The 12,367-nt window shown below is 63.9% G+C and carries 11 protein-coding genes; 8 read left to right on the top strand and 3 right to left on the bottom strand.

The window, feature by feature from the left end; translation table 11 throughout:
• Nucleotides 1–3: 3 nt before the first annotated feature.
• Nucleotides 4–1,659, top strand: coding sequence for a mechanosensitive ion channel family protein (locus tag FJQ89_RS15380; RefSeq protein ID WP_141170809.1), 1,656 nt, complete (start codon nt 4–6; stop codon nt 1,657–1,659).
• 7 nt (nt 1,660–1,666) lie between these two features.
• Here FJQ89_RS15380 and FJQ89_RS15375 read toward each other — a convergent pair whose 3' ends face one another.
• Genes FJQ89_RS15375 through FJQ89_RS15365 form a run of 3 tightly spaced genes read right to left on the bottom strand, consistent with a single transcriptional unit; the run spans nt 1,667 to nt 3,708 of the window.
• Nucleotides 1,667–2,173: a hypothetical protein gene (locus tag FJQ89_RS15375; RefSeq protein WP_141170808.1), complete on the bottom strand. Its 507-nt coding sequence runs from the start codon at nt 2,171–2,173 to the stop codon at nt 1,667–1,669.
• 13 nt (nt 2,174–2,186) lie between these two features.
• A complete protein-coding gene (locus FJQ89_RS15370) occupies nt 2,187–2,699 on the bottom strand; it encodes a hypothetical protein (RefSeq protein ID WP_141170807.1) in 513 nt (170 codons plus the stop codon).
• Nucleotides 2,641–3,708 carry a hypothetical protein gene (locus tag FJQ89_RS15365; RefSeq protein WP_141170806.1) on the bottom strand — a complete coding sequence of 356 codons (1,068 nt, stop codon included), beginning with the start codon at nt 3,706–3,708 and terminating at the stop codon, nt 2,641–2,643. Before FJQ89_RS15365 ends, FJQ89_RS15370 begins: the two co-directional genes overlap by 59 nt.
• 131 nt (nt 3,709–3,839) lie before the next feature.
• On the opposite strand from FJQ89_RS15365, the gene FJQ89_RS15360 reads away from it, so the two are divergent.
• The 7 genes from FJQ89_RS15360 to FJQ89_RS15330 all read left to right on the top strand — a co-directional run bounded on the left by FJQ89_RS15360 (nt 3,840) and on the right by FJQ89_RS15330 (nt 12,362).
• Complete coding sequence (locus tag FJQ89_RS15360) at nt 3,840–4,454, top strand: N-acetyltransferase (RefSeq protein ID WP_141170805.1); 615 nt, start codon at nt 3,840–3,842, stop codon at nt 4,452–4,454.
• Nucleotides 4,455–4,522: 68 nt separating this feature from the next.
• Nucleotides 4,523–6,196, top strand: a complete 1,674-nt coding sequence (locus tag FJQ89_RS15355; RefSeq protein WP_141170804.1) for an amidohydrolase — start codon at nt 4,523–4,525, stop codon at nt 6,194–6,196.
• A 138-nt stretch (nt 6,197–6,334) separates the two neighbouring features.
• Nucleotides 6,335–8,038, top strand: coding sequence for a urocanate hydratase (gene hutU / locus FJQ89_RS15350; RefSeq protein ID WP_141170803.1), 1,704 nt, complete (start codon nt 6,335–6,337; stop codon nt 8,036–8,038).
• Nucleotides 8,039–8,057: 19 nt separating this feature from the next.
• Nucleotides 8,058–9,617, top strand: coding sequence for a histidine ammonia-lyase (gene hutH / locus FJQ89_RS15345; RefSeq protein ID WP_141170802.1), 1,560 nt, complete (start codon nt 8,058–8,060; stop codon nt 9,615–9,617).
• A gap of 20 nt (nt 9,618–9,637) precedes the next feature.
• Nucleotides 9,638–10,426, top strand: coding sequence for an N-formylglutamate deformylase (gene hutG / locus FJQ89_RS15340; protein WP_141170801.1), 789 nt, complete (start codon nt 9,638–9,640; stop codon nt 10,424–10,426).
• Complete coding sequence (locus FJQ89_RS15335) at nt 10,411–11,787, top strand: formimidoylglutamate deiminase (RefSeq protein ID WP_141170800.1); 1,377 nt, start codon at nt 10,411–10,413, stop codon at nt 11,785–11,787. Before hutG ends, FJQ89_RS15335 begins: the two co-directional genes overlap by 16 nt.
• Nucleotides 11,787–12,362, top strand: coding sequence for a HutD/Ves family protein (locus FJQ89_RS15330; protein WP_141170799.1), 576 nt, complete (start codon nt 11,787–11,789; stop codon nt 12,360–12,362). Before FJQ89_RS15335 ends, FJQ89_RS15330 begins: the two co-directional genes overlap by 1 nt.
• The last annotated feature ends 5 nt before the right edge of the window (nt 12,363–12,367 follow it).

Here is a 12,367-nt window from a genome sequence, read left to right as displayed (position 1 = left end):
GCCATGTCCGCGCTGCTCCGCCTGTTGTGCCTGTTGACCATGTTCCTGTTGCCCGCAGCCCATGCGGACGATGGCGTGCCCGCGTTCGTTGCGGAGGCCGCATCCGCCGTGACGCCGTCGCAGCTTGCTGCGGCCAGGACGGCGCCGCTGATGTTTGCCAACCGCAACGTGTTTGTCTTCCGCGCCGCGCTGGCCGGTTATCCGCCCGATGAACGCGCCATCGGCGCGCAGCGCCGCCTGGAAGGCGTGCTGGCGAAAAACGGTCCCTTGCTGGCGAGCACGCGCATGATTCCAGAAGGCACGCAGGTGCTGCTCGACGGCGTGCAGCTGTTCGTCGTCGTGCCAGGCGACGTCAACCAGCTGGCCGGCGACACGACGGAAAGCGTGGCGAAAACGGCAGCCGAGGAATTGCGCAAGGCCGTGTTTGACTATCGCGAGCAGAGCAGCTGGCGCTACCTGGCGATCGCCGCCGCCGTGTGCGCGGCCGCCACCCTGGTGTTCTGGCTGGTGTGGATCGGATTGACGCGCTTTTACCGCTGGGCCAAGCGCCGCAGCGGTATCCTGCTGGCCTCGCGCCTGCGCGACGTACGCCTGAAAAACGTGCGCGTGCTCGATGCCGAGCACTACATCGCCTTCGCGTATCAGCTGCTCAGCGCCGTGCTGTGGGGCTTGCGCCTGATGGCCACCTATCTGTGGGCCGCCTTCGTGCTGGGCCGCCTGCCCTACACGCGCTCCTGGGGCGAAAGCCTGAGCGGCTATCTGTTCGACGTGGCGGCCGACGTCTTGCACGCCATCATCGGCGCCTTGCCGGGGCTGGTGCTGGTGTGCGTGATCTTCGCCATCGCGCGCCTGATCGCCGCCACCGCCGCCTCGCTGTTCAAGCGCGTGGAAAGCGGCGAATTGCAGATCGGCTGGCTCGACAAGGACACGGCCCTGCCGACGCGCCGCATCGCCAGCGTGGTGATCTGGCTGTTCGCGCTGGCCATGGCCTATCCGTATCTGCCCGGTTCGCACACGGCCGCCTTCCAGGGACTCTCCGTGCTGGTGGGCCTGATGGTGTCGATCGGCGCGTCGAGCATCGTCGGCCAGGGCGCCAGCGGCTTGATCCTGATGTACACGCGCGCCCTGCGCAAGGGCGAATATGTGCGCGTGGGCGACAGCGAAGGCACGGTGGTCGACGTGGGCATGTTCGAGACGCGCCTGCGCACGGGCCTGGGCGAGGAAGTGGCCTTGCCGAACGCCTGGGTCATGTCGCAAACGACGAAAAACTATTCACGCGCCCAGCCGGGCGGCGGCTTCGTGCTCGACTCCACCGTCACCATCGGCTACGCCACGCCGTGGCGGCAGGTACACGCCATGCTGGAACTGGCCGCGTCGCGCACGACGGAACTGTCGACCACGCCAAAACCCTACGTGATGCAGCTGGCCCTGCAAGACTATTATGTGCAATACCGCCTGGTCGCCTACGCCAGCGCCGAAGTCCCCCGCCAGCGCGCCGAAGTGCTGAACCGCTTGCACCAGAACATCATCGACGTCTTCAACGAATTCGATGTGCAGATCACTTCGCCACACTACATCGATGACCCGAAAGAGTCGCATGTGGTGCCGCCGGAGGAATGGTTCAGGGCGCCGGCGCAGCGGGGGGAGGAAGATAAATAGCGTCGGACTATGGGAGGGAGGGATGGGCTGGGCAGATTTCAGTTCGCCACTCCTGCATGTCGCTGTCAATAGGAATGACTTTCTGAGCTCCGTCCTCCGTCGCCACCACGCAGAATTTTCCTTGGTAACCATAGGTTGGATCGGACGGATCTTTGGGGCTGCCATTCAGTAATACGCTATAGAAATGCCCGGGTATCAGTTTTTCAACGCGTATGCCCGTCGCGCCGGTAGGCATGCTTCCATAGCGGATGCATGTGCTGGCACGGATGGCTAACGCCATGTCTGGCGGCAGGGAGAATCCCCATACTACTTTTACCGGTTGCACGGACATGTCTGAAACCATGAGTGCGCCAAGAAATGGCAGGCCATTGCGCGACTCTTCCTTTTTTGTAATTGAAAAGCAGGGTATGCCGTTGACAGAGCTAACGTGGGCTTCAGCGATGCGCGACCACGCCGAGGCATCGACACTCGTCAGCGTCGCAAGCAGGAATAGCAGTGTGTGGCGATATGGCATGGCGATCCTTGCACTATCTGATGAGCGAATGTTCCGTGCAACTATCCTGTTTCCATGCTGGCGTGTCGCTGCCAATGGCGATGATTTTTCGTTCACCAGTGGACGTGGCAACGATACAGAATTTCCCTCTATAGCCATAAGTCGGGTCGGAAGGATCATCTGGACGCCCATTCAAGAAGATGCTGTAAACCCGTCCTGTTTGCAGTTCAGGGGCTGGCATGCCATTTGCGCCCTGTGGAATGTCGCCATAGAGAAGACAGATTTTTGATGAAAGCGGAACTTTTCTTCCTCCGCTCATCACAAAGCTCCACACTTTTGTAGCCGGTTTTACTGACAAGTCTGAAATACTGAGTGCTCCCAGAAGTGGCTGACCGTTACGTTTTTCTTCCGTCTGCGAGATTGTGAAGCAGGGGGTGCCATTCACTGAACTGATTTCAGCATCGGCGATGCGTGATGTTGCACCCGCATCAAGGTATATCGACGAGAGGAGTGCGCTCGATGTTGCCGCCAGGTAAATTCTTTTCACTTTTTCTGTCGGTGAAAAAATCAATGAGTACCTGTTCATAAAGTGCTTGGTCATTGGCATATTTTTCCTGGCGCATTGCGGAGGAATCCTTTAAGTATTTCAACGCGTAGTAATCGGCTACCAAGTCTCCTTGTGCCTCCATGTTGTAGTCGGCCAACTTTCTTTTGGATGACAATACGTACTTGTAGTCCAGTCCTATTCTGAATGCTCCACGCATTGCGACCGGATATTTGAGTTGATATTGCCAAACATGGACCATTTCATGAATGAACCAATGACGCTCGGTGTTATCTGCACTGGAAAAATCGTCCAGAAATCTCGACTCATGAAAATACATTTCCCCATTGGGTGTCATGGCAGTGTTTTTTGGTTGGAACAGCCATAGATAAGGCCTCTTGTGAATTTTGACTTTGCTATAGTCGACGGCATCTTCAAAGATCATCCATGCCATGTCTATTTCACCCTGGGTAAGTGGGCGAGCCATGCTATCGATTTTTACCTGTTTTACTGATGTATCGATATCCTTGTCGGTTGTTTTTACGTCTTGTAGCTCAAGTATGATCGCCGTTGGCGCCACAGGGGCAGGTGCAGCGGAGCAGCAGGGAAGGCTGTCTTCTTGTGGGAAAAACTCCACCATCGTTATTTGTTCTTCTTGCTTGCTGGCCACGCGCCCCGTGCGTCCCTTCGCATCCGTCGTCCCCGTCCACGTTTCCCCATTGCTCAAGGTGAGCCGGTAGTCGGCGTGCGCTAGCGGTACATTGGCGGGCGAGACGAATTCCAGCTGCTCGTCGTAGCCGCAGCACCAGCATTCGTCGGGCTGGCCGGCCAGGCGGTGCAGCTCGCAGCCGCTTGTCGCGTTGCGCAGGGTGGCGCCCAGCACGGGCCGGCCGTCGGCGCTGAAGGTGACGATCATGCTGTCGAAGTGCGCGCCCAGGCTTTTCTTCTGGTGGGCCACGAGCTTGAAGAACACGTCGCATGCGGTGGTGCTGATGACATGGTGCCTGGCCATAGGGGCTCCGCGATAAAACGCCAGCGTAGGCCAGCGCCGTCATGCAGGTATTGACTGGGCGCAAGGTCTGCGCGCTTGCGCTAAGATGCCGGGCGTCGCAATGAAAAGATACAATGAACAGAAAGAGAACCATGTCCCGCCCATCCCACACCGAAGCCTCCCGCACCGCCCGCAGCCTGGCCGCCGCCCTGATCGGCGACCCGTTTTACCGCACTGTCACGGTGGCGTGCGGCGAGAACGAGGCGGCGCGGCTGGCCATGCTGGAAGCGTATTTTGCGCTGGCGCTGGCCGAAGGCCGGCAGGCAGGCCGCGTCGACCTGGCCGATGAGGCCGGCAATGGCGCCGCGATCTGGACCACGGATACGCCGGCGGCCCTGCGCCAGGCCGCGTACGCGCAGCGCGAAGACGCCTTGCGCATGCTGCTGGGGGAGCGCGGCTTTGCACACTTTACGGCCATCGTCGAGAACATGGAGCACGCACTGGCGCCGCATGGTCTGCAGGATGCGTGGTATCTGTCGATCGCCGGCATCGCCCCCGACGCACAAGGGCAGGGGCTGGGCGCGTCCGTGCTGGGGCCTGGCCTGGCGGCCGTCGATGCTGCACGTGCCGCATGCTTCCTGGAGACGTACAACGAGCGCAGCCTGCCGTTCTATGGCCGCCTGGGCTTCGTGGTGGTGGGGCGTTACGCGGAAGGCGTCACGGGCTGCGATTACTGGCTGATGCTGCGGCAACCATCTGCTAGCTGATTGACCATTTTGCCAATTTCTATACACTCGTCTTTTCGTTCATTGACTTAACAGACCTGGAGATGGAAATGCCGACCCTGCCAATGCGCCGCACCCTGCTTGTTCTCGCCTGTATGGGCACCTTGGCCCACGCCCACGCCGATACCGTCATCGACAACGCCAACGGCTACACGCTCGACGCGCACGGCAAGGTAGTCCGCTTCACGGCGCTGGCGTTTGACGACGCTGGCAAGCTGCTCGCCGTCGGCAGCGCCGCGCAGGTGAAACGCAAGGCGGCCAAGGGCGCCACCTATGTCGACGTGCAGGGCAAGACCGTGTTGCCGGGCCTGATCGACGCGCATGGCCACGTGTTCGGCCTGGGGACGATCGCCAGCGGCGTGATGCTGTATGGTTCGTCGTCGCTGCCGGCCGCCGTGCAGGCCGTGGGCGACTTCGCCCGTGCGCATCCGGAACGCAGCTGGGTCGTCGGCAATGGCTGGAACCAGGAAATCTGGAAACTGGGCCGCTTTCCCACGGCCGCAGAACTCGATGCGGCGGAAAGCGCGCGGCCCGTGTGGCTGCGCCGGGTCGATGGCCACGCGGGCTGGGCCAACAGCCGGGCGCTGGCGCTTGCCGGCATCACGCGCGCCACGCCAGATCCGGCGGGCGGCAAGATCGAACGCGATGCGGACGGCAATGCCACCGGTGTACTGGTCGATAACGCCATGGACTTGATGGACGCCGTGTTGCCCAAGCCCGGCGACGTGGAAAACCGCGCCGCCCTCGATGGCGCGCTGGCGCAGCTGTCGCAAGTGGGCCTGACCAGCGTGCACGATGCGGGCATCGGCCAGATGCAGGACCGATTGTTCCGCGATTACGCGGACCACGGCAAGCTGACGGTGCGCGTGTACGGCATGATTGCCGACACCACGGAAGACTTCGACGCGCTGTCAAGAAATGGACCCTTGAATAGCTATGCGCGTGACATGTACGCCTTGCGCGCTGTGAAACTGCTGTCCGACGGCGCCCTGGGCAGCCGCGGCGCGGCCCTGCTGGCGCCGTACAGCGACGATCCTTCTACCCGCGGCCTGCTGTTTTTCAAAGATGACGCCATGCGCGCGAAGATGGAAAAAGCCATGCGCGCCGGCTATCAGGTGAACGTGCACGCCATCGGCGACGCAGGCAATCATCAGATCCTCGACGGTTACCAGGCCTTGACCGCGCAATACCGCAGCGTGGGCTTGCGCCACCGCATGGAGCATGCGCAAGTGGTGCAGTTGAGCGACATCCCCCGCTTCAAGAGGCTCGGCATCGTGCCGTCGATGCAGCCGACGCACGCCACGTCCGACCAGAACATGGCGGAGCAGCGCGTGGGGCACGAGCGCATCAAGGGCGCGTATGCGTGGCGCACCTTCCTTGCACAAGGTTCGCGCATCGCCTGCGGTTCGGATTTTCCCATCGAGTCGCCGAATCCGTTCGAGGGCATCCACGCGGCCGTCACGCGGCAAAACAGCGAAGGATTCCCGGCCGGCGGCTGGTATCCGCAGCAAGCGATGACGGTGACCGAGGCGCTGCGCTGCTTTACGCTCGACGCGGCCTGGGCGGCGCACCAGGACAAGGTGATCGGCACCCTGGAAGCGGGAAAATGGGCAGACTTCATCGTCGTCGACCAGGACCTGTTCAAGGTGGCGCCGACGGCGATTGGCAAGACGCAGGTGCTGCAGACGTGGGTGGCGGGCAAGCGCGTGTTCGAGAAAAAATGAGGGTTGGGGTCAGACCCGTCGGGTCTGACCCCAAAGAAAACCTGTTGACTTGGTTGTATAGACAACCTATGCTGGGAGTACCAGAGCGGGCCACGTATCGGGCTAGATACGCCCGCTCGCACCCTACGAGGAGACAGCATGAACAGCACAATGGACACCGATCCACGCTTTGATGCCAGCCGTACCATCCGCGCCCCGCGCGGCACGGTCATGGCTTGCAAGAGTTGGCAGGCCGAGGCGGCCTACCGCATGTTGCAAAACAACCTGGACCCGGAAGTGGCGGAAAATCCGCAGCACCTAGTCGTCTACGGCGGCATCGGCCGCGCCGCCCGCAACTGGGCCTGTTTCGACCAGATCCTCGCCTCGCTGCGCGAACTGGAAGACGACCAGACCTTGCTGATCCAGTCCGGCAAGCCGGTGGGCGTGTTCCAGACCCACGCGGATGCGCCGCGCGTACTGATCGCCAACTCCAACCTGGTGCCGAAATGGGCCAACTGGGAACACTTCAATGAACTCGATCGGCAAGGCCTGTTCATGTACGGCCAGATGACGGCCGGCAGCTGGATCTACATCGGCACGCAGGGCATCGTGCAGGGCACGTATGAAACCTTCGCCGAAGCGGGCCGCCAGCACTTTGGCGGCGACTGGGGCGGGCGCTGGATTTTGACGGCGGGCCTGGGCGGCATGGGCGGCGCGCAGCCGCTGGCCGCCACCATGGCGGGCGCCGTGTCGCTCAATATCGAATGCCAGCAAAGCAGCATCGACTTCCGCTTGCGCACGCGCTACCTGGACAAGCAGGCGGCCAGCCTGGACGAAGCCCTTGAACTAGTCAAATACCACACCGAACGCAAGGAAGCCATTTCCATCGGCCTGCTGGGCAACGCGGCCGAAGTGCTGCCGGAACTGGTGCGCCGCGCCAAGGCGGGCGGCATGCTGCCGGACCTGGTGACGGACCAGACCTCCGCGCATGACCTGGTCAACGGCTATCTGCCACGCGGCTGGAGCGTGTCGGACTGGAAGGCGGCGCAGCAGGACCCGCAGCGCCACGCGCGCCTGACGGTGGCGGCCGCCGATTCCTGCGCCGCCCACGTGCAAGCCATGCTCGATTTCCACGCCATGGGCGTGCATACTGTCGATTACGGCAACAACATCCGCCAGGTGGCGTTCGACCAGGGCGTGCAGAACGCCTTCGACTTCCCCGGTTTCGTACCCGCTTACATCCGCCCGCAATTTTGCGAAGGACGGGGGCCGTTCCGCTGGGTGGCCCTGTCGGGCGACCCGGAAGACATCTATAAAACGGATGCAAAGATCAAGCAGCTGTTCCCGCACCACACGCAGGTGCACCACTGGCTGGACATGGCGCGCGAGCGCATCGCCTTCCAGGGCCTGCCGGCGCGCATCTGCTGGCTGGGACTGGGCGAGCGCCACATCGCGGGCCTGGCCTTCAACGAGATGGTGCGCACGGGCGAACTGAAGGCGCCCATCGTCATCGGCCGCGACCACCTCGATACGGGGTCCGTCGCCAGCCCGAACCGCGAGACGGAAAGCATGAAGGACGGCACCGACGCCGTTTCCGACTGGCCGCTGCTGAACGCCATGCTGAACACGGCCGGCGGCGCCACCTGGGTCTCGCTGCACCATGGCGGCGGCGTGGGAATGGGGTATTCTCAGCATGCGGGCATGGTCATCGTGGCCGATGGCAGCGAAGCGGCGGCGAAACGCCTGGCGCGCGTGCTGGTCAACGACAGCGGCTCGGGCGTGATGCGCCATGCCGATGCCGGCTACGAAACAGCGGCCGCCTGCGCCAAGCGCAACGGCCTGATTCTTCCCATGCTTCCTTGAGACCTTGATGCGAATGACTATGACACAGCATGCCAAAAGTTGGACCCTGAAACCGGGCGCGATGACCCTGGCCGACCTGCGCGCCGTCTGGGCCGCACCCGCGAAACTGATTCTCGCCGCCGAGGCCTATCCCGTCATCGAGGCGGCGGCTGCGGCCGTGCAGGCCATCGTCGCCAAGGGCGATGCGGCCTACGGCATCAACACGGGCTTCGGCCTGCTCGCCAAGACGCGCATTCCCGATGAAAAGCTGGAGCAATTGCAGCGCAACCTGATCCTGTCGCATTCCGTCGGCACGGGTGAACTGCTGTCGGACGCCGTCGTGCGCCTGATCATGCTAATGAAGATCGGCAGCCTGGCGCGCGGCTATTCCGGCGTGCGCCCGTTGATCGTCGATACCCTGATCGCCCTGTACAACGCTGGCATCATGCCGGCCATTCCCGCCAAGGGTTCCGTCGGCGCCTCGGGCGACCTGGCGCCGCTGTCGCACATGACCCTGGCCATGCTGGGCGTGGGCGACGTGCGCGTCAACGGCGTATTGATGCCGGCTCCCGAGGCGCTGGCGCAGGCGGGCATCGCGCCCGTCGTGCTGGCGGCAAAAGAGGGCCTGGCGCTGATCAACGGCACGCAGGTGTCGAACGCGCTGACGCTGCATGGCCTGTTCATGGCCGAGCGCCTGCTGGAAGCGGCCATGGTCACGGGCGCGCTGTCGCTCGACGCGGCCAAGGGCAGCGATGCGCCATTCGACGCGCGCGTGCACGCCGTGCGCGGACAGCCGGGACAAATCCTGGCGGCGCAGATGTACCGCCAACTGGTGGCCAACAGCGCGATTCGTGCCTCGCACCTGGAAGGCGACGAGCGCGTGCAGGATCCGTACAGCCTGCGCTGCCAGCCGCAAGTCATGGGTGCCTGCCTGGACCTGATCGGCAATGTGGGCCGCACCCTGCTGATCGAAGCCAATGCCGTCACGGACAATCCGCTGATCTTCCAGGACGGTCCCGGCGGACAGGCGGAAATCGTCTCCGGCGGGAACTTCCACGCCGAACCTGTCGCCTTTGCGGCCGACACCCTGGCGCTGGCGATCGCCGAAATCGGCGCGCTGGCCGAGCGCCGCATCGCGCTGCTGATCGACGCCACGCTTTCCGGCTTGCCACCGTTCCTCGTGCGCGATCCGGGCGTCAATTCCGGCTTCATGATCGCCCACGTGACGGCCGCCGCGCTGGCGTCGGAAAACAAGTCGCTCGCGCATCCGGCCAGCGTCGACAGCCTGCCGACGTCGGCCAACCAGGAAGACCATGTGAGCATGGCCACGTTCGCCGGGCGCCGCCTGGACGACATGGCGCACAACACGGCCGTCATCGTCGGCATCGAGCTGCTGGCCGCCGCGCAGGGCATCGATTTCCACCGTCCGCTGAAAACCTCGCCGCACCTGGAACACGTGCATCACCAGCTGCGCCAGAAGGTGCCGTTCTTCGACGCCGACCGCTTCTTCGCGCCCGATATCGAAGCGGCCAAGCAGATGGTGCTGCACGGTGAGTTGAGCAGCACGTGCAAGAATTTGTTCGCCCCGCTGTACGCCTGAGCGGGCGCAAGGAGACAAGCATGGATTTCCGCTTCAACGAAGGCAGCATCCCGCTGCTGGTGTCGATGCCCCACGTGGGCACCGACATACCCGATGATATCGCCGCGCGCATGACGCCGCAGGCTTTGATCAAGGCCGACACGGACTGGCATTTGCGCGAGCTGTATGGCTTTTTGCAGGAGATGGACGCATCCGTGCTGTCGGCGCGCTGGTCGCGCTACACCATCGACTTGAACCGCCCGCAGGAAGACACGAATCTGTATCCGGGCCAGGATACGACGGGCTTGCTGCCCAACGATACCTTTCATCGCGAGCCGCTGTACCTGGCCGGCCGCGAACCCGATGCGGCCGACGTACAGCGCCGGTTGCAGCGCTACTGGGCGCCGTATCATGCGCAGCTGCGCGGGGAACTGGACCGCCTGCTGCGCGTGCATGGCGCCGTGGTGCTGTGGGATGCCCACTCCATCGCTTCCCACGTGCCGCGTTTTTTTGAGGGCAAGCTGCCCGACCTGAACTTCGGCACGGCCGATGGCGCCAGTTGCGAGAGCGGCCTGACGTCCGCCGTGGTCGATATCGCGCGCGCTCAGGATGCATTTACCGTGGCGCTGAACGGCCGCTTCAAGGGCGGCCATATCACGCGCCATTACGGCCAGCCGGCCAGCCGCGTGCATGCGATCCAGCTGGAGATGTGCCAGTGCCTGTACATGGATGAAGCGATGCCGTTTGGCTATCGTCCCGATCTGGCGGCGCGGGTGCAGCCGCTGCTGCGCCAGATGATGGAAGCGGCCGTGGCATGGGTGGCGCGTTGAGCGGCTGTCTGTTCGCGCGCCATGCGCTGCTGCCGCAGGGCTGGCGCCGCGACGTGCTGCTGGAATGGGACGCGGCCGGCGATTTGATGGCGGTGACGGACAATGCCGTAGCGCCTGCCGGCGTGGAAGTGGCCGAATATGTCTTGCCCGGCATGGTCAACCTGCATTCGCATGCGTTCCAGCGGGCGCTGGGCGGCATGACGGAAGTCGCCGGGGACGGGCCGGACAGTTTCTGGACCTGGCGCGACCTGATGTACCGCTTCGCGCGCCACATCACGCCGGAGCAGATTGAGGCAATCGCCGCACAGCTGTTTGCCGAATGCCTGCGTCATGGCTACACGGCCGTGTGCGAATTCCATTATCTGCAGCGCGATGCGGCCGGCGCGCTGTATGCGCGTCCCGCGGAAACGGCGGAACGGGTGCTGGCCGCGGCGAGCATCAGCGGCATCGGCATGACCATGCTGCCCGTGCTGTACAGCCATGCGGGCTTCGGCGAACAACCCCTCAAACCCGAGCAGGGGCGCTTCCGCACCGATGCGGATGATGTACTGCGCATCGTCGAGGCGCTGGCGCCGCAGCGCGGCGGGCAGGTGGAGGTGGGATTCGCGCCGCACTCGCTGCGCGCGGCCAGTGTGGTGCAGATCCGCGCAGTGGCGCATGCGCTGCCGGCAGGGCGCCCCATCCACATCCACGTCGCCGAGCAGCAGGGCGAAGTGCGCCAATGTGTTGACTACAGCGGCCGGCGCCCGGTGCAGTACTTGTACGACCAGGTCGATGTCGATGCGCGCTGGTGCCTGGTGCATGCCACGCATGTGCAGCCCGACGAGGTGGCGCTGATGGCCGCCAGCGGCGCCGTGGCGGGCTTGTGCCCGACGACGGAGGCGAACCTGGGCGATGGCCTGTTCCCGCTGGCCGAATTCATCGCCGCCGGCGGGCGTTTCGGCGTCGGCAGCGACAGCCACGTATCGCAGTCGCCTGTCGAGGAATTGCGCTGGCTTGAATATGGCCAGCGTTTGCAGCGCCAGCAGCGCAATGTGGCCGCCACGCCTGACCAGCGCCATGTGGGCGACTACCTGTGGCAGGCGGCCTTGCGCGGCGGCGCGCAGGCGTCCGGACGCAAGCTCGGTGCCCTGGCGCCGGGCTGCCGCGCCGACTTGCTGGTGCTCGACGAGGTGCACGTGAACCTGTGCGGCGTGGCCATCGAGAATATGCTGGGCAGCGTACTTTTCTGCGGCAACGACAACTTGGTGCGCGATGTGCTGTGCGGTGGCCAGTGGCAGGTGCGCGATGGGCGCCATGTGGCGCAGGACGCCATCGCCACCGCCTACAAGCGCACCCTGGCGCAACTGAGGGCGCTCTGATGGCGACCTTCATCCCGCAGGAATGCCTGCGTGCCGCGCCATGGAAAAACGGCGGCGGCAGCACGATGGAAATCGCCATTTCGCCAGCGGGTGCCAGCCTGATGGAATTCGACTGGCGTATCAGCCTGGCGACGATCACGGCCAGCGGGCCGTTTTCCAGCTTTCCCGGCATCGACCGCAGCCTGATGCTGCTCGATGGCGACAGCGTGCAATTGACGCTCGATGGCACGCGCAAGGTGACCTTGAGCGCGGCGCAACCGATGCTGTGGTTTCCCGGCGAGGCGGTCGTGTCCGCGCAAGTCAAGGGGGCGACGACGGATTTCAATGTGATGACGCGGCGCGACCGCTGCCGCCACCAGCTGGAAAAAATCACGGCGCCGGGCAGGCTGGCGCGGCGCAGCGCGGCGACCTTGCTGTTCGTCGCCGGCGAGGGTGCCGTGCTGGCGCGCGGTGGCGAGCAGCAGTTCGTGCTGGCCCGCTACGACGCCTTGCTGCTGGACGCTGACGATGCGCAGGAATGGCGGCTCGACGCCTTGCAACGCACGGCCGTGTTATGCGTCGACCTGTTTACCTAGGGAGT

The organism is Janthinobacterium tructae (genome assembly GCF_006517255.1).
GTDB classification, from domain to species: Bacteria; Pseudomonadota; Gammaproteobacteria; order Burkholderiales; family Burkholderiaceae_D; genus Janthinobacterium; species Janthinobacterium tructae.
This window is presented reverse-complemented; position numbering and strand designations above follow the sequence as displayed.